Genomic DNA, 16,256 nt, shown 5'->3' with positions numbered 1-16,256 from the left:
CAACACCGCCAACGACCGGGGGCTCTGCCACGTCACCACCCCAGCTGACCAGGCCTTATAGCCCTTCAGGGGCAGGATGAAAAAGGCTCACTGAGAGCTCACAGCGTCATTCCGTCCATGTCTTCCAGCGCATCCGGGGAGCCTCGCATTGACCGTGTTCGACAGCTTCCTCGATGGAGTGGTTTCCGAAGTACACGCAGTCTGCGTATACCGGCTGCATGGCGTACCAGCAGCTCGCGATCAGCGATACGAGCACCAGTGCCGAGGCCAGGTGTCTCCACGTAGGGGGTCCCGAGGTGGGGTGAATCATGCTGATGATCATACGGTCGGAGTGTGAAGCGCCCGTGGGCCTGAGCCTCTGGCACATGAGGGGCATGCGCAAGGACGGGGAAACATCGCCGGTTCAGAACGGGGTGTCTAGGGTCTGTCCGGCGGATCTTGCAGGCCGATGCCGGCGCAGGTGGTGGTTGCAGGCTTGCCTGCGCGGCTTCTAAATCACGCGACACCGCCTTCGAGCTGTGGGAACCTCACCCGCGATGACACAACGAACCGATACACCCCCCACGTGGGACGAACGTACACAGTTGGCCACCTTCCTGGACTACGCCCGTGAGACGGCGCGGGCCAAGTGTGAGGGTGTGTCCGAGGAAGATGCCCGCAAGGCACCGCTCCCGAATTCACCGTTGATGACGATGTGCGGGCTGATCAGCCACCTGCGATGGGTCGAGTATCACTGGGTCCAGGTGATGTTTCTCGGTGAGGAGCCCGAGGGGCCGCTCACGGAGGCGACCGACGACAACCCCGACCCCGAGATGCGGACAGCGGTCGACGTCCCGTTGCCCCAGCTTCTCGCCGAGTACGAAGAACAGAGCGCGCGCTATCGCCGCGTGGTGTCCGACTACGACCTGAACTCAACGGCCAAGCGTCTTATCAGCGACGGCCGCCACGTGGACCTGCGCTGGGTGGTCCTCCACCTCATCGAAGAGATTTCCCGCCACAACGGTCACCTCGATGTCGTGCGTGAACTCGTCGACGGACAGACCGGCGTCTAAGGGCTGTCCCACGTTGGTGGAGATCGTTTCCCACGTTCCTGGCGTACTGCGTGGTGCTTACGGGGTAGCTTCGGGGCAGTCGGCTGGGGCCCATGTGGCGGTGGAGGCACGGATCGAGGGCGGCGTGACCGCACACCTACACCCGGCCAGGCCCGAGACCTCAGCACCGGATGGCTTACCGCTGCCGCGTAAGGATGTACCGCTCACCCGAATCCGGCTCGCCGATCCAGGTGAAGACCGTCGGGTGTTCCTCCGTACCGCCGATGTCCCAGCCGAAGGACAGGCTCTCGCAGTCCGCGATGCTGAGCTCGAACGGCCGACCGACACCGTCGTTCTCGGTCAGCTGCCATTTCCCGGTGCAGTTGGAGGTACCGGACTGCTCACCCGTGGCCTCGTACTCGTTGACGCCCTTCGCCGTCACCGTGCCGTCCGCCTCGAAGCGGAGGCTTCCGCCGTCGCCGTCCGTCCAGGTGCCGACCATGTCGGCTTCAGTGAGCCGGGGCGGTTCGTAGATCTTGAGGATCCCCGAGCTGTACGCCACGACCCCGACCGCAAGCGTCACCGCGAGCAGCCCCAGACCGCCCAGCGCCACGCCCCCGAGCACCCGCCATCGGGCCCCGGGCTTTCCGGGGTTCCCCGCCGCCCGGGCGCACAGGGTCGCGGGTGCCAGCCCGACGATGAGGCTGAGGGCAAGGACGGGATAAACGAGCAGGTCGCCGGGGCCGTCGAAGCCGGCCAGGAGCATGCAGGAGCCGATGAGCAGCGCAAGGGCGGCGGCAACGACCGCCACAGTGGCCAGGGTGAGCTGCCAGCTGTCGCGCCGCCCCGTACGGCGGGCCACCGCACGCCCGAGGAGGACGAGGGGAAGCACCGCCATCGCCGAACCGGCCAGCCCTGCGATCATCGAAATGACTGCCAGCAGCACGAACGCGAATACGGTGCCGAACAGCCATCCGAGGCCGCCTTCGCCTCCGTGGGACTCGGACTGCAAGCTGTACAGGACGGCGACCAGCGCGGCGATCACGGTCTCAGCCCCGATGGCCACAGCCCCGACGGTGAACACCGCAGCGTTCCCGCCGTCAGGAGGCCGCACGGGCATGAACCCCTGCGGCGGCACACCCGGATTCCCAGGAGCCCCCGGCGGTGTCAGCCCCCATTTCGGCGGCGTGGTTTGCGTCATGCGTCCCCCCTATGTCCAGGCACATCATGCACCTAGGCACACCGGCGTGATCAAGGGGGGCAAAGCGCTCGCTTCCCGCGATCGAGCAGCGACCCCGGCAGGAGGTCCGGACGAACCACGAAAGGTGCCCCGCCACCAGCGACTTCCGTCACAGGGACGAGGCACCTTTCGTCGGTGCTTCGCGGGAGGCAGAGACCCACCTCGAACACCTCGCGATCACCCGGAAGACCCTCACTGGCCTCGCCGACCGGCCACCGGCCGTCCCACCGGCCCTGCCCGAGCACCCGGATTACCCCCGCATCCTCGGTGTCCTCGACGATGCGACCGGACCGCTACGGGCCCGGGACGTCCGCGAAGCCCTCGATCACAACTGCTGCCGAAGAACATCGAGGGCACCCGCGCCAAGCTGAAACGCCTGGTCAAGCTCGGCATCCTCACCGAGATCGACACGGGCAGCTTCGCCAGGTAGCAACAGCCGACCGAGCCCCGCGACCAGCGGTCCTGCCCCAACCTCACCGGGAAACGGACATCAGATCACGAACCGCCCTCTAAGATCTCCCCACCCCATGAGCATGCCAACGACTGAAGGCCGAGACAGTCACATGATCCGCCGGACAGGCCCTAGTGCCAAGCGGTTCGGGCGGACCGAGGAAGGGAGGCCCAGGGGCTCACCCGCCATCATCCCGGCACCGCGATCGCAAACCGCGTCCGGGTGACAGGCTCGGCCGACCAACCGTCACCCGGAATCCGACCGCAGCCCATAGGTGGACGGACCGCTCGGGCAGCGGCGCACGGTGCCCATATTCGGGCGCGTCGAGGTGGTGGGCGCCGGACCGAGCCATGAATCCATCGTTTCCTCCGCGCAGCCGGACAGGCAGCGCCACAGGTCGCTGAAGGTGTCCCACGATCAATCGCGCGGTCCCAGGTGTAGAACGCCGTCGATGACGGTCCGCACGATCGGCGGGCGGCCCCAGAGGGCCAGGATCTCGTTGGAGAGGTCGGTGAGCCGCCCGGGGTGGTCGCTTAGGCCGTGTGTGGTGATGCCGGCCGCCACCAGGCTGCGCGGAACGGCCCTGGCGTCCAGCAGGGTTCGCCATTCCGCAGGCCCGAGTTCGAGGTACTCCAGCTCGGTGAGCCGGCCGATCTGCCGGGGGTCGGCGAGGGTGCCCGGGTAGGCGGTGAGGGTCCGCAGGCGCGGTAGTCCGATCACAGGGGTGAGGTGGACCGGAGGGTCGTCCCGGACCCCGATGCAGAGCACTTCCAGCTCCGGGTGCGCGGCAGCCTCGACGCTGCGCAGGTGGGCGACGTTGACGTGGGCCACGGCCGGCCCTTCGCTCCGTCGGCGGAACCGGGCCCGGCGTCGGCCCCGTGGCTTGACCCCTCGTACCAGGTCGCTGAGCGAGTCCGCGATCAGTTCGGCGCCGAGGAACGACTCGTGACTCAGCAGCACGATCTGTCCGATGTGGCCCGCAGGCCCTGGGGTCAGGTCGACCGCGAGCCGGTCGCCACCGCCGTTGTCGCCGAACACGATCCAGCCGGGCGAGCCGACAAGGCCCTGGACTGCGGCGTCGGGTGGGGTGAACGCGGCCTCGCAGGCGGCGAACCTCCAGGGGGCGGGCCGGGACGCGCAGTCGGCGACGTACACGTCGTTTACGGGCAGGACTTCGCAGCCGACGGCGTCGTACAGCGCAGCCCCCGCTCGGGTGTCGCGCTCTCCCTCTTCCCCTCCGCCTCGCACGACGCGGTAGAGGGCCTGCAACTCCGCGGGCAGTCGCAGACCGAGACGCGCTTCGGCGGCGGCGAGCCCTTCGTCGCCGGCCCCGACCGCGCCCGGCAGCTTCGCGCGCAACCGCCGCTCGAGCGCCGCGGGATCCGCCGACCGGACCGGCTGAGCATGGGGGGCCGGGTCGGGCAGCCGCCGCCACGGCGCGGGGACGGCACCAGCTACCAGCAGCAGGGCCCCGCCGCCCGCCGGTCCGGACTCCACGGCAGGGCTGGGGCCCCTCACCCGCAGCCGGGTCTTCCCCGAGGAGTCGATCCGGGCGGAGAACGTCACGGAGTCCACTCCGGCTCGCTCAAGGGCAGTTCGCACGCGCTCAACGGCCCCCCGCTCCGCGGCCGAAGCCCTCCCCCGCGGCCGGGCGCCGGATGACGACATCCAGCCGTCCCTGCCGATGGCACCGGCCACGCGCACCGGCCCGTCCTCGCCCGCCCCCTCCCCCGCGAACCCGTCCACCCACGCCCGCAGAAGCGGCTCCCACGTCTCGAAGGAGTGCAGGGCCGGCGGCAAGGGTGCAGACGTCGGTTCGTTCATGGGCCGACCCTAAGACGTCATCTCATTTGGTGGGTGCACGAACCCTGGCGATACGGAACGGGAGGCCCGAACCTGTGCCTCGCGCGAAGGGGGCGAGCAGACGCGTCCTGAACTCCTGCAAGCAGTGATGAAGGATGGACAGGCTCAGCGTGAGGTGGAATGCGTCAGCGGTGACGATGGCTTCCTTCGCGAGAGGGCTACCAGTCCAGAGGGAGTCGACCCGGCCAGAATCACTGCTGTTTCGACGAGGCGGAGGCAGGGGAGGGGCTCGCCATGCCGGGATCGTCTAGGGTCCTGATCTCATGACATCGTTCCTCCGCGCGCCGCTGGTTTCCTACGATGATCTCTTTCACCGTTTGCGGATGTCCTTTCCCACCTCCGAGGCCGAGCGGTCTGTGACCGCGGCGGGGGTCGAGGCCCTCGGCGTCCGCGTGCCGCGCGAGCAGGCTCGCGCGGTGTGGGAGGAGTGGCGCGGCAGGCATGACCAGACCGGTTGGTGGCCGTACGTCACGTTGAGCCCGCCGAGCGATGCGACGGAGTGGCACGGGCATACGGCGTGGGATGCCGAGGTGCTGGAGCAGTGGGTCGGCGAAGCCTCGTCTCAGGACCACGATGCGAGGGCGGCGTCCATACTGGTGTCGGCCTGCCGGTGGGCGGTGGAGGAGGTCGCCAACGCGGGCGACGACCTGGACCTCTGGCGGTCCGACTACGACCCCGACCGGCTGGCACCCCTGCTCGCACCGGCCGTGGAGCGGCCGCTGCAGGGGGTGTCGCAGTGGGCGACCGGGACCCGGGACTTCTTCGAGAAGGACTGGCGGTGGGTGAATTTCGTGGCCGCGCGCGGTGGCTACGAGGTTCCGGTGCTTCTGCCGCGTGTCTACACGACGTGGGGATGGGCCGGGTACGGTGACCGCGGCCTGACCCCCCTCGACACCTCCGCGCTCCTGCGCCGCTGGCACGAGCAGTGGGGAGCTGAGCTCTTCTTCGCCAACGGCTCCTATCTGGAGCTGGTCGTCGACCGGCCGCCCCTGGACCCGCGGGGCGCCGCGCAGGCCGCCGCGGAGCTGCGCGCCTACTGCCATGACACCGTGGACGATGCGGTGAGGACCGGTGACACGATGGCCCGCTCGACGATGTGGTCGCTCTGGTGGGACTGAACCAGACGGCAGGCCCTTGCGGAGCGGTGCGCAGCTGACGGCCGCGCACCGCCGTCGTGTCAGTGCGGCAGGTCCTCGGACGGGAAACAGATCTTCCGGTCGCTCCTGCAGATCTCCGCCTCCGGGTCGATGGGCCCGTAGGCACGGTCGAAGGTCAGGAAGGTGACCATGCGACCGGAAGGGAACCTTGCGACCGCCTGGTGCACCGGCCCCGTCCCCTTACTCCGCTTGACGTGGTCGAACCGTGCCGGACCACCCTCGGCGATCACGAAGCCCACGACACGGACCTGGTCGTTGTTTTCCCCGTTGCTCACCCGGTCAGGCTCACCCCAGATCGTGAAGAGCAGTCCGGGTGCCGGTGCCTCCTCAGGAAGTAGGCCGCAGCTGAGTGAGCTGTAGCCTTCCCGGATCTTGCCGTAGCAGAAGGTCCGTCCGTCGGACATCCAGGCCAGCTCCCCGTTCTTGGCGTCCAGGCGACGGATCACGGCCACCTCGTCGGCCGGCGGAATCTTGTGTCCTGCCGGCATCTGGATCGCGAACGCCTCCTGCAGGAAGGCGTGATCACGGCCGCTGACCGCCGCCTGGCCCAGCGGCCGCGCCGGCATCTTGTCGTACGGCCGCTGGGTGGCCGCCGAGGGTGTCGTGGCCGAGGACTTCACTGCTGCGGGCTTCGAGGAGTCCCGCGGTTGTTCCGTCCCCGACCTACAACCGGCCGATGTCACCAGCAGCGTGACTGCGGCGCTCATGAGAATCCGTTGTCTCAAGACGCTTCCCCCCGGGCGTAAGGCTCTTGTCCGCAGACGATAGCGCTGAGCGGATGATCGGCCCGGCCTATTTGGGCCGCCGGCGGCTGGGTAGCCGGCAGGCCGCGGCGGGGATCGTCGAACGGCTGGTAGCGGATGAGTTGTGGGAGCTGTTTCCGAGGGTTGGCAGGTTCCTTCAGCACCGTTGCGCGGGCCCTATGACCGTGAGGCCCACCTGCGCGGCGAGCCAATGGACGTACGGCTCGTTTCTCTGGCGGCCGTCGAAGACGGCGCTGCGGACACGGATGAGGACGCTGTGATCGTCGGTGGGTTCATCGAGCTCGCGGGTGTGGGTGTTGAAGAGGAGTGTCACTTCGGCGTGTTTGGATTCTCCGTGGAATCCCGCCTCGGGAGCGGCCGGCCATTGCAGCGCATCCCAATTGATCAAGCCCACATTTGGACCGATCGCCGCGGTGAGATCTGCCTCGATACTGCCGATCGGCAGGTTCCACGCCTCCCACTCCACCGGCAGCCGTCCCTCGAACGCGGCTTCCTCGGTCGGCATGCCGCTCGCCTCGACACCGACAACGAGAGCAGGCTGGTCCTCGAACGGCACCCCTTCGAATTCGTCCAGTTCAGATGCCCCGAGAAACCGCCCCTGGGGCATGGCCTTCGCCATCCGCCGCACCTCGGCGACGGAGGAAAGCTCCGCGTACGCGGAGACCTCGGAGTGTTCGCAGCGGCCGAACTCCATGAGACGGCGCGCGGTGCGCAGGGCGAGGGCCGGGTCGGGGGTACGGAAGACAGGATAGGCGACGTCGTTGGACATCCGGTGATCCTGCCATGGTCTGTCATCGCAGGGCGTCGCGTTTACGGCACGCTTCCTACGGGTCGGTAGGGTGCGAGGCGTGGTGGGGATTGTTGAGCGTCTGGTGCCTGACGGGTTGTGGGAGTTGTTTCAGCGGGTGGTGCCGGAGGCTCCTTCGCGGCCGCAGGGTGGTGGCCGGCGTCGGCATGGCGACCGGGAGGTGCTTGCTGCGATCGTGTTCGTGGCGACCTCCGGGTGTACGTGGCAGCAACCACCTGCCGCTTCGTTCGGGCCGTCCGGGGCCACGGCTCACCGTCGGTTCGCAGAGTGGTCGAAGGCCAGGGTGTGGGCCAAGCTGCACCGCCTGGTCCTCGACGAGCTCGGCTCCCGGGGTGAGCTGGACTGGTCGAGGTGTGCGATCGATTCGGTGAACATGCGGGCGATGAAAAGGGGGACCTGACAGGTCCGAATCCTGTCGACCGGGGCAAGTACGAGTCGAAGATCCACCTGATCACCGAGCGGACCGGTCTGCCGATCTCCGTCGGAATCTCGGCGGCGAACCTCCACGACAGCCAGGCCCTGATCCCGCTGGTGAAGGGCATACCCCCCCCGATCCGCTCACGCCGCGGCCGACGCAGGCGTAAGCCCGGCAAGCTCCACGCCGACAAGGGCTACGACTACCGCCACCTGCGGCAATGGCTCTCCGGCCGCGGCATCCGACATCGCATCGCCCGCAAAGGCATCGAATCCTCTCAGCGGCTCGGAGGGCACCGGTGGACCATCGAACGCACCATGGCCTGGCTTGCCGGCTGCCGACGGCTCCACCGACGCTACGAACGCAAAGCCGACCACTTCCTCGCCTTCACCAGCATCGCCTGCACCCTCATCTGCTAACGCAGGCTCACCAAATGAGATGACGTCTAAATCGTTGCCCCGAGACCGAGTGTCGGGGCTGACGCCTGGAGCCGGGCGCGCGGGCAGGGGGCCCAGGGCGCATATTTCCAGGCTCCCGACCCTTGCATGTTCTATGCCATACCCCATAAGTTACCGACCGGTAGCCCTTTCGGTGGGCCATCTCGTCGTCGGGAAGGTGGTGGGCGGGTGAGTCCGCGCAAGAGTGACAGCCGTGAGCGGATGATCCTCAGTGCCGCCGCGCTGCTGCGTGAGTACGGGGCGAGCGCGACCAGCGTGGACCGGGTGCTCGCGCACAGCGGAGCGCCTCGGGGCTCGGTGTATCACCACTTCCCCGGCGGGCGGGCGCAGCTCATCGACGAAGCGGTGGCGCTGGCGGGGGACTTCATCGCGGGTCTGATCGATGCCGCCATGCGGGCGGATGATCCGGTGGATGCGATCGACGCGTTCTTCGTGTTGTGGCGCGAGCGGCTCGTGGAGAGCGACTTCCGGGCCGGTTGCCCGATCGTGGCGGTAGCCGTCGAGACCAACGACGACGCCCCCCATCTCGCCCGCTCCGCCGCCGCCGTGTTCACCCGCTGGCAGGACGCCCTCGCGGCCCTCTTCCTGCGGCACGGTCTGACCGAGGAACGCAGCCGCCGGCTGGGCGCCTTCGTCATCGCCGCCGTCGAAGGCGCGGTGATCATGTGCCGGGCCGAGCAGAGCACCGCCCCGATCGAGGCGGCCGCCGCCGAGATCCACGACCTGCTCCTCCACACCCTGCGCGACCGTACCGGCGCATAGCCCGGGCCCCGCCCGTGGTCCGCGGCCGCGTGACCTCACCTTGCTCAGCCGAAGGAGTCGCCATGCCCTCGCTCGACCGTCAGGACAACGTCTTCATTCTCGACCTCGGGGACGGAGAGAACCGCTTCCACCCCGACTGGCTCACCGCCGTCGGTGCCGCGCTCGACGAGGTGGAGAAGGCGGAAGGCCCCCGCGCCCTGGTCACCGCCGCCACCGGCAAGTTCTACTCCAACGGGCTCGACCTGGACTGGCTGTTCGCCCACGCCGACCAGCACCAGGACTACGTCGTCTCCGTTCACGAGCTGTTCGCGCGGATACTGTCACTGCCGGTCGTCACGGTGGCCGCGCTGCAAGGGCACACCTTCGCCGCCGGCGCGATGTTCTCCCTCGCACACGACTTCCGCGTCATGCGGGCCGATCGCGGCTACTGGTGCCTGCCCGAAGCGGACATCAACATCCCCTTCACCCCCGGCATGGCCGCCCTCATCCAGGCCCGGCTGACGCCGCAGACCGCCCACGTGGCCATGCTCACCGCCCGCCGCTACGGCGGCGCCGACGCCGCCACCGCCGGAATCGTCGACCACGCGGTCGGCGAGGACGCGGTGCGCTCCACCGCGATCGAGATCGCCCGAGCACAGGTCAGCAAAGCCGGTGACACCCTCGGCACCATCAAGGCGCGCATGTACGCCCCGGTTCTGGCCACCCTGCGCGACACCGCCGACCCGCTCGGCTGACCGACTCCCCACCGCCCGCACGCCCCGCGCCCCCGGCTGACCCCGGGGGCACGGGATCCGCCAGCCGCCCACCGCCTGAGGAGACAGGGCCGATGACCGCCGACACCGCCACCTGGCACAAGAGCGCGTGCATCCTGTGCGAGAACAACTGCGGCATCCAGATCCAGACCGACGGCCGCCGCTTCACCAAGATCCGCGGCGACAAGGAACACGTGGCCACCGCCGGCTACACCTGCAACAAGGCCCTGCGCCTGGACCACTACCAGAACGGCGGCGCCCGGCTGACGACACCGCTGCGCCGGGAGAGCGACGGCAGCTTCACCCCCGTCGGCTGGGACACCGCCGTACGGGAGATCGCCGCCCGAATGAAGACCGTGCGGGACACCCACGGTGGCGAGCCCAGGAGAAGACCGGCGAGGGATTCCCACCGAGGACGGCGGCACCGCACGCACCGGCGTCGCCCTGAACACCCTCACCGACCTCGCCTGGCGCGACCCCATCGCCGGCACCCCCTGGCACAAACACGTCCCCGCCCGCGTCCAGCCACTTCACCCCTGACGAACACCCCGCCCTCGCGGCGGCACGACCCGCACCACGCAAGGAGACCGACCCGTGACCACCACCGACTTCACCACCATGACCGGCCTGGAATTGATGCGCTGGGTTCAGACCGAACGCCCCACCGACATCCCCTCCATCGGCCGCCTGCTCGGCATGCGCTTCGACGAAGTCGACCACGGGCGCATCGTCATCTCCCTCGACACCCGCCCCGACTTCGCCAACCCTCTCGGCACGGTCCACGGCGGCATCGCCGCCACCCTCCTCGACTCCGCCATGGGCTGCGCCGTCCACACCACCCTGCCCGCCGGCACCGGCTACACCACCCTCGAACTCAAGGTCAACTACATCCGCGCCGCCCGCACCGACGGCCAGACCCTCACCGCCGAAGGCACGGTCATCCACGCCGGCCGCCGCACCGCCACCGCCGAGGGCAAGGTCCTCGACGAGCAGGGCCGACTCATCGCCCACGCCACCACCACCTGCATGATCTTCTAGCCTCCCGGGTGCGCCGCTCCGGGCGAGGACGCCGATCCCTGTAGGGCTGAAGGGGCTCCTCGTTCAGTGCGGAGGCGGTGCCGGAATCAGGGCGTTGGCCACGGTACAGCCGCCCTCTCCGGGCATCCGCCGGCTCAGGGACGGCACCCACACCTCGGTGTCACCGGGGCTGACGCGTGCGAGAAGGCAGTCCTGCGCGTCGTGCGTACATGAGCCCAGGCTCCGTCCCCGAACGCCTCCACGTCTTCGCCGCCCCCCACACCCCCACCCACCGGACCGGCACCGGCGGAGGACTCGAGGAAGACAGACCTTGTCATCAACCTCTCCCCCGGCCAGGAGTTCTTCGGCCTGTCGGAAGTCGCGGCCATCCGCCACGCGGAAGCCGCCCGAGCATCAGCCTCCGCGAGACTCCGACCGACATCGGCGAAGCCGGCAGACGACCGGCCTCACGTGCCCTGCCATGGGCAAATGCCAAGGTAAGAGTACATTTTCGCCCACTTGTGATCATGGCGGGATGGCACGGATCGACAACCCCTGCTCTGTGGCAACCTTCAGCCCAGCACACGGACTTGGAACCGGAGGTACAACAGGCGTGGCGGCGAGACCCAACCCCACCATCAGGAGACGCCGTCTTGGGGCCGAACTTCGCCAGCTCCGCATGGCGAGCGGGCTGAAGAGCGCGGAAGTAGCCGAACGGCTCATGGTCTCGCAACCCAAGATCAGCCATCTGGAGAACGGCAACCGCGCCACCAGCCCTCGTGATGTGCGCGACCTGTGCGCGATCTACGGAGTGACCGACCAGCAGGTCATCGACTCGCTGATGGAGATGGCCAGGGAATCCGGTCAGAGGGGCTGGTGGCACCCCTACGGCGACCACGCCGACAGCGCCTATATCGGCCTGGAGACGGACGCCGTATCCCTCCACACCTACGCGCCGATGGCGATCCCCGAACTACTGCAGACCCCCGCCTACGCCCAGGCAGTCATCGAGGAAACGATCCCCCTGCCCACCACCGATCAGGCCGCCACACGCCTCAAGGTACGGCTACGCAGGCAGCACCGGATCTACGATCCGACCCGCCCGCTACGCCTGCAGGTCATCCTGGACGAATCGGTACTGCGCCGCGTCGTCGGCGGCCCCGACATCATGCGTGAACAACTGTTGCACCTGAACGCACTCGGCGTCGAGCCGCACATCACTCTGCAGGTCCTCCCCTATACCGCGGGCGCCCACCCGGGCCTGCCAGGGCAGTTCTCGATCCTGGAGTTCACCGACAGCCTTCACCCCGGAGTGGTGCACCTGGAACGGTTCGCCAACGGCCTCTACCTGGAGAAGATCTCCGACGTGCGGCACTACAGCACGATGTATGACCACCTTCAGACCCGGGCTCTCGACCCGGCCGCCACCCGAGACTTCATCGCCGACGCCGCCAAGACGTATCTCGAGGAGACTTCGTCTTCGCGTACCTGACGACCTGAGTCGATTGTTGGCTTGACGCGCACTGGTCCTGCCCCCTGACAGAAGCCGAATCAGTGGACGCGTGGTAGGTCGTGTTGCCCGTCGATCGGTCTCGCTGCACCGCACACTGGAGGCATTCAGCGCGGCACGTCGAGAAATGGAGCCCAGATGGCAAGCCAGCCCATTCTTTTGTTCGACGGAGACTGCGGCTTTTGCAACAGGACTGTTGAGATCGTTCGGCGCACCGTTCAGCCGTGTGTGCAATTCGTCCCCTGGCAGCACGCCGACCTCGCCACTCTCAAGGTCACCGCCGCCCGGGCCGACCGCGAGGTCCTCTGGATCAGCCCGGGCGGCAGCAAGGTCCACGGCGGACCGCGCGCCCTGTCCGCCGTGCTGATGTGCGGACGAAGGCGCTGGCGGTGGCTCGGGCTTGCCCTTCGGGTACCGCCCGTCAACTGGATGGCAAGCGGCGTCTATCGGATTGTCGCGAGGAACCGCCATCGCCTGCCGGGCGGCACAGCCACCTGCTCTCTCCCAGCCCACATGCGGGGGCATGCGGACCGTTGACCCCTATTCCTGTGCCGGCTGGTGCGGTACCACAGCGGGTACTGCGCCAACCGGGGCCTCCGCTCCCTTGCCCCCTGTGCGCTGGAAGGTACGCCGCCACATCCCTCCCACGGCTCGGTAGAAGCGGTCGGGCAGGAATGCGGCATCCGCGACGATCATCGCGCCCGAGAAGAGCGGCAGCCCCATGAGCACCGCGATGTTCACGTGCATGCCCAACAGCAGCACCAGAACAGGGTATTTGAGCCTGCCGAACAGGACGAACGGAAAGGCAACCTGCACCAGCACCGTCATGTATCCGACGACGGCAATCAGCACGTGGTGGCCTGCGACCATCTGGGACAGCTCGGGCCAGGGCCGGAACAGGTCGATGTTCAGGACGTAGTGGAGTGCCGTCCCATCGCCCCATTTGGGGCCCTGCACCTTGTACAGGCCCGCACATCCGTAGAGGAAGCAGACCTGGGCGGCGATGACGAGCATGCCGCAGTTGTGCAGCACCGTCGTCAGGACAACGCGGGTGTCACCGAGATGGCGCCGGAGAGCGCCGCCCCGCGGGTCTGCCGTTCTGCCCGCCGACGCCCGGAGGCGGGCCCTGCGGGCGTCGAGAGACCAGCGCCGGCCACACGCGGTGAAGACCAGGTAGACGGCCATGAGGACCATGAGATTGTCCCCGCCGTCCGCCATGAAAAGCGCCCTGGCGTGGAACGACACCACCACGACCGCGAACAGGACGGACACCGCCCGCGTCCGCCAGCCCAGCAAGAACAGGGTGCACGTGACGAGAGCCATGGCGTAGCAGAACTCGAAGTACACCGAGCTGTCGGACAGGGTGAGGACGCTCGCCCATCCGCTCTGGTCGAACATCTGCCTGGCCAGCGTAGGTGTCCACGGTGACCCTGGGCCCCACATCACGTCGCGGTGTGGAAACTCGCGGAGCAGGAAGACGAGATAGAGCAGCCCGTACCCGATGCGCAGCACCGCCGCCGCGTACAGAGACACCGGCCGCTCGGTCAGAAGGCCGACGCATGCATGGACCCGGTCGAGTACGCGCTGCGGCACGCGTACGTCGGTCCGCTCTGCGGTGCGTTCCGGCAGTTTCGGCGCTGCGACGGGTTCCTGCTCAGTCCGCTGCATGCGAGGCCACCTTCCACCATGGCAGGTAACGGGTTTCGGCCCGTGTCGGTGCTGCGGCGGCCGGGCGGGATCCAACCGCTGCACCGGGCGCAGCGATAGGCCGCGAGATCACACGCAGCTGGATGGAATCGAAAGTGTCGCCTCGCTGGGCGGCGACGCGATCCGCCGCGATGTTGCGCAGGTACTTCTCCATCATCAGAGCCCGCTCCGAACGCGTCCGGTTGGAGCCGCCATGCGTCTTGAGGTATGAATTCCACGCCTGGCGAAGCATGTTCTGGGCCGTATGACTCGGAAAGACGTTGTGCTTGACCGCGGAATCGTCCTCAGCAGTCAGATCGATCCAGCCACTCACCTTCGTGGTGCCGTCCGGCGCCGTCTGCTTGATCCTCGCCGAAATCTGTCGGTTGACGGACTGTGGATTCGGCGCGAAGAGGCGCCAATTCTGCTCGAACATCGGCCGGACCCACGCGTTGACCTGTCGGCTGTACGCCTTCGAGATGGCATTCGGAGGCGCCACGTACAGGAACACCAGAAGTACATGGACCAGGGTCACTGCCAGGCACAGTGCCACCGCGACTCCTGTTCCAGCACTCAGCAGGCGGGGCGGCCCCGAAAGGTCACGGGTGCCTTCCGGCCCCCCGCCGTCGTCCTGACCGGCCGGCTCGGCGCCCGCCCTCTGCGGATACTCCAAGCTTGTCGACTCAGCACCGCTCAGCACTGCCCCACCCGGTCCTTCCCATCCTGACTGCTCGCACCTGCTGCTCCTGTCCCCACGGGCGGTGCGCGACGGAATCGATGATGATCCGCCGCGCACCACCCATCTCACATTCAGTGCGAAACATGCGCCTCGCGCACGTTGTGCTTCCCCGGCTTGCTGTGGTGGCCGGGCTTCCCCGGCTTGCTGTGGTGGCCGGGCTTCCCCGGCTTCACGGGCGAGTCACACGCGCAGTCGCCGTATCCGCCCGAGTCATGCCCGCCCGAGTCATGCCCACCCGAGTCGTGCCCGCCGACGGCAGCGTCACCGGTCGCAGCGTCACCCGTCGCGGCATCACCCGTGGCGGCATCGCCGGTCGCGGCGTCACCCGTGGCGGCATCGCCGGTCGCGGCATCGCCGGTCGCGGCGTCACCCGTCGCGGCATCGCCGGTCGCGGCATCGCCCGTGGCGGCATCGCCGGTCGCAGCGTCACCCGTGGCGGCATCGCCGGTCGCAGCATCACCCGTCGCGGCATCACCGGTCGCAGCATCACCCGTCGCGGCATCACCGGTCGCAGCATCACCGGTCGCAGCATCACCGGTCGCAGCGTCACCCGTCGCGGCATCGCCCGTCGCAGCGTCACCCGTCGCGGCATCGCCCGTCGCAGCGTCACCCGTCGCGGCATCGCCCGTCGCAGCGTCACCGGTCGCGGTGTCACCCGTCGCAGCGTCATCGCCCGTCGTAGCGTCACCCGTGGCAGCATCGCCCGTGGTCGTGGTGGTGGTGCTCTCGCACTCCGGCCTGGTGATCACGTTGTTGTTCAGCGTCACGGACGCATTGCGGGCCAGCACACGGCCCTCGACGGTCGCCCCGCTGTTGACGGTGATCTGCGTGAGCGCCATGAGGGTGCCCACGAAGGTTGAGCCGGAGCCGAGGGTGGCCGATTCATCGGTCACCCAGAACACGTTGCACGCCTGGGCGCCGTTCTGAAGAGCAATGGTGCTCCCGGACGCGGTTGTCAGACCCGCAGGAACCTTGAAAACCCAGACGGCGTCGGGGTTGTTCTGGGCATCCAGAGTCCACGTGCCGTTGACCAGGAGACCGGACTCGACGGCGTAGGTGCCGGGAGCCAGCGTGGGAGTCACGGGCGCCGGGGAGAGGTTGAATTCCGTGGGCTGGCCGAAGGCGTTGTCGTACGCCGTAGCGAGATCGGCCTTCGCTCCTGCAGCCGCCGCGCCTGCGTAGATCGTCCCGCCCATCACCGTTCCGGGCGGAAATCCCGTCACGGCCGTTCCCGGAGAGACACCGACATCGCCGGTGACCTGCGAATTTCCTTCGTTGGTGACCGTCGAACCAGCCAGTACGGCGAAGGTTTCCGCGGTACCCAACGGGACTGCTGTTGCTGCATGTGCTCGTGTAGGCGTCACTGCCACGACGGCAACAGCGACCAACAGGGTGAGTACCCCGGCGATCCAGGCCGTCATTGTGCGCCGTGGCGGCGCATGGGGAATGTTCAGTGTCATCGAGGAGCCAACTCCTGTGCGGGGTGGTGGCGTCCGGCGTTCCATATCCATCGGAATCGCCTCTTCTGTCGGCGGCATATTACGCAGGCACCTAACCCCGACAACCATTCACTCGGGTGCCGTCGCCGAAATCATCCATCCGC

The 16,256-nt window shown here is 68.2% G+C and carries 16 protein-coding genes and 3 pseudogenes; 12 read left to right on the top strand and 7 right to left on the bottom strand.

From position 1 onward, the window contains the following. Positions 1–536 precede the first annotated feature (536 nt). Positions 537–1,052 (top strand): DinB family protein, encoded by a 516-nt coding sequence (locus ACZ68P_RS34430; RefSeq protein WP_471013147.1) that lies wholly within the window; start codon positions 537–539, stop codon positions 1,050–1,052. A gap of 175 nt (positions 1,053–1,227) precedes the next feature. Here the strand turns inward: ACZ68P_RS34430 and ACZ68P_RS34425 are convergent, their stop codons facing one another. Continuing rightward, complete coding sequence (locus ACZ68P_RS34425) at positions 1,228–2,097, bottom strand: hypothetical protein (protein ID WP_471013146.1); 870 nt, start codon at positions 2,095–2,097, stop codon at positions 1,228–1,230. A 317-nt stretch (positions 2,098–2,414) separates the two neighbouring features. On the opposite strand from ACZ68P_RS34425, the pseudogene ACZ68P_RS34420 reads away from it, so the two are divergent. Next, positions 2,415–2,701: pseudogene (locus ACZ68P_RS34420) on the top strand (hypothetical protein); the annotation flags it as partial. A 438-nt stretch (positions 2,702–3,139) separates the two neighbouring features. Here the strand turns inward: ACZ68P_RS34420 and ACZ68P_RS34415 are convergent. Continuing rightward, positions 3,140–4,546, bottom strand: coding sequence for an SMI1/KNR4 family protein (locus ACZ68P_RS34415; protein ID WP_471013143.1), 1,407 nt, complete (start codon positions 4,544–4,546; stop codon positions 3,140–3,142). A 362-nt stretch (positions 4,547–4,908) separates the two neighbouring features. Between ACZ68P_RS34415 and ACZ68P_RS34410 the strand changes: the two genes are divergently transcribed. Continuing rightward, positions 4,909–5,703 (top strand): DUF4253 domain-containing protein, encoded by a 795-nt coding sequence (locus ACZ68P_RS34410; RefSeq protein ID WP_471013140.1) that lies wholly within the window; start codon positions 4,909–4,911, stop codon positions 5,701–5,703. A 59-nt stretch (positions 5,704–5,762) separates the two neighbouring features. Here ACZ68P_RS34410 and ACZ68P_RS34405 read toward each other — a convergent pair whose 3' ends face one another. After that, positions 5,763–6,449: a hypothetical protein gene (locus tag ACZ68P_RS34405; RefSeq protein ID WP_471013138.1), complete on the bottom strand. Its 687-nt coding sequence runs from the start codon at positions 6,447–6,449 to the stop codon at positions 5,763–5,765. Positions 6,450–6,642: 193 nt separating this feature from the next. Next, positions 6,643–7,275, bottom strand: coding sequence for a hypothetical protein (locus ACZ68P_RS34400; RefSeq protein ID WP_471013136.1), 633 nt, complete (start codon positions 7,273–7,275; stop codon positions 6,643–6,645). A gap of 88 nt (positions 7,276–7,363) precedes the next feature. Here ACZ68P_RS34400 and ACZ68P_RS34395 point away from each other — a divergent pair. The 9 genes and pseudogenes from ACZ68P_RS34395 (at position 7,364) to ACZ68P_RS34355 (ending at position 12,765) form a co-directional block, all read left to right on the top strand. After that, positions 7,364–8,148, top strand: a protein-coding gene (locus tag ACZ68P_RS34395; protein ID WP_471013148.1) for an IS5 family transposase whose coding sequence is annotated in 2 segments (ribosomal slippage) — positions 7,364–7,699 and positions 7,702–8,148 — 783 coding nt in all. Because the reading frame shifts where the segments join, the coding sequence is not laid out codon by codon here. 207 nt (positions 8,149–8,355) lie between these two features. Continuing rightward, the gene (locus ACZ68P_RS34390; RefSeq protein ID WP_471013134.1) at positions 8,356–8,949 is read left to right on the top strand and encodes a TetR/AcrR family transcriptional regulator; all 594 of its coding nucleotides are present in this window, start codon (positions 8,356–8,358) and stop codon (positions 8,947–8,949) included. 62 nt (positions 8,950–9,011) lie between these two features. Then, on the top strand, positions 9,012–9,683 hold the full coding sequence (locus ACZ68P_RS34385; protein WP_471013132.1) for an enoyl-CoA hydratase-related protein: 672 nt from the start codon (positions 9,012–9,014) through the stop codon (positions 9,681–9,683). 92 nt (positions 9,684–9,775) lie between these two features. Beyond that, a pseudogene (locus ACZ68P_RS34380) lies at positions 9,776–10,021 on the top strand (molybdopterin oxidoreductase family protein); the annotation flags it as partial. Positions 10,022–10,073: 52 nt separating this feature from the next. Next, positions 10,074–10,241 (top strand): hypothetical protein, encoded by a 168-nt coding sequence (locus ACZ68P_RS34375; protein WP_471013130.1) that lies wholly within the window; start codon positions 10,074–10,076, stop codon positions 10,239–10,241. 54 nt (positions 10,242–10,295) lie between these two features. Next, on the top strand, positions 10,296–10,739 hold the full coding sequence (locus tag ACZ68P_RS34370) for a PaaI family thioesterase (protein ID WP_365716137.1): 444 nt from the start codon (positions 10,296–10,298) through the stop codon (positions 10,737–10,739). A 203-nt stretch (positions 10,740–10,942) separates the two neighbouring features. After that, positions 10,943–11,044: pseudogene (locus ACZ68P_RS34365) on the top strand (NUDIX domain-containing protein); the annotation flags it as partial. A 287-nt stretch (positions 11,045–11,331) separates the two neighbouring features. Further along, positions 11,332–12,210: a helix-turn-helix domain-containing protein gene (locus ACZ68P_RS34360; RefSeq protein ID WP_471013127.1), complete on the top strand. Its 879-nt coding sequence runs from the start codon at positions 11,332–11,334 to the stop codon at positions 12,208–12,210. Between the two features lie 156 nt (positions 12,211–12,366). Next, the gene (locus ACZ68P_RS34355) at positions 12,367–12,765 is read left to right on the top strand and encodes a thiol-disulfide oxidoreductase DCC family protein (RefSeq protein ID WP_471013125.1); all 399 of its coding nucleotides are present in this window, start codon (positions 12,367–12,369) and stop codon (positions 12,763–12,765) included. A gap of 3 nt (positions 12,766–12,768) precedes the next feature. On the opposite strand, the gene ACZ68P_RS34350 is transcribed toward ACZ68P_RS34355, so the two are convergent. The 3 genes from ACZ68P_RS34350 to ACZ68P_RS34340 all read right to left on the bottom strand — a co-directional run bounded on the left by ACZ68P_RS34350 (position 12,769) and on the right by ACZ68P_RS34340 (position 16,113). After that, positions 12,769–13,896: an HTTM domain-containing protein gene (locus ACZ68P_RS34350; protein WP_471013123.1), complete on the bottom strand. Its 1,128-nt coding sequence runs from the start codon at positions 13,894–13,896 to the stop codon at positions 12,769–12,771. After that, positions 13,883–14,467 carry a DUF5819 family protein gene (locus ACZ68P_RS34345; RefSeq protein WP_471013121.1) on the bottom strand — a complete coding sequence of 195 codons (585 nt, stop codon included), beginning with the start codon at positions 14,465–14,467 and terminating at the stop codon, positions 13,883–13,885. The genes ACZ68P_RS34350 and ACZ68P_RS34345 overlap by 14 nt, the downstream gene beginning before the upstream one ends. Positions 14,468–14,724: 257 nt before the next feature. Next, the gene (locus ACZ68P_RS34340) at positions 14,725–16,113 is read right to left on the bottom strand and encodes an ice-binding family protein (RefSeq protein ID WP_471013119.1); all 1,389 of its coding nucleotides are present in this window, start codon (positions 16,111–16,113) and stop codon (positions 14,725–14,727) included. Positions 16,114–16,256: the final 143 nt, after the last annotated feature.

The sequence above is a fragment of the Streptomyces sp. NPDC036822 genome, from assembly GCF_055609145.1.
Note: the sequence above shows the minus strand (reverse complement) of the source record. Positions and strands in the feature narration are given on the sequence as shown.

What these genes read in the sequence shown, in the direction of transcription:
- ACZ68P_RS34410 (WP_471013140.1), top strand. Translation starts at nt 4,909, where the DNA reads ATGTCCTTTCCCACCTCCGAGGCCGAGCGGTCTGTGACCGCGGCGGGG.
- ACZ68P_RS34385 (WP_471013132.1), top strand. Translation starts at nt 9,012, where the DNA reads ATGCCCTCGCTCGACCGTCAGGACAACGTCTTCATTCTCGACCTCGGG.
- ACZ68P_RS34355 (WP_471013125.1), top strand. Translation starts at nt 12,367, where the DNA reads ATGGCAAGCCAGCCCATTCTTTTGTTCGACGGAGACTGCGGCTTTTGC.
- ACZ68P_RS34400 (WP_471013136.1), bottom strand. Translation starts at nt 7,275, where the DNA reads ATGTCCAACGACGTCGCCTATCCTGTCTTCCGTACCCCCGACCCGGCC.
- ACZ68P_RS34350 (WP_471013123.1), bottom strand. Translation starts at nt 13,896, where the DNA reads ATGCAGCGGACTGAGCAGGAACCCGTCGCAGCGCCGAAACTGCCGGAA.
- ACZ68P_RS34340 (WP_471013119.1), bottom strand. Translation starts at nt 16,113, where the DNA reads ATGACACTGAACATTCCCCATGCGCCGCCACGGCGCACAATGACGGCC.
- ACZ68P_RS34430 (WP_471013147.1), top strand. Translation starts at nt 537, where the DNA reads ATGACACAACGAACCGATACACCCCCCACGTGGGACGAACGTACACAG.
- ACZ68P_RS34415 (WP_471013143.1), bottom strand. Translation starts at nt 4,546, where the DNA reads ATGAACGAACCGACGTCTGCACCCTTGCCGCCGGCCCTGCACTCCTTC.
- ACZ68P_RS34405 (WP_471013138.1), bottom strand. Translation starts at nt 6,449, where the DNA reads ATGAGCGCCGCAGTCACGCTGCTGGTGACATCGGCCGGTTGTAGGTCG.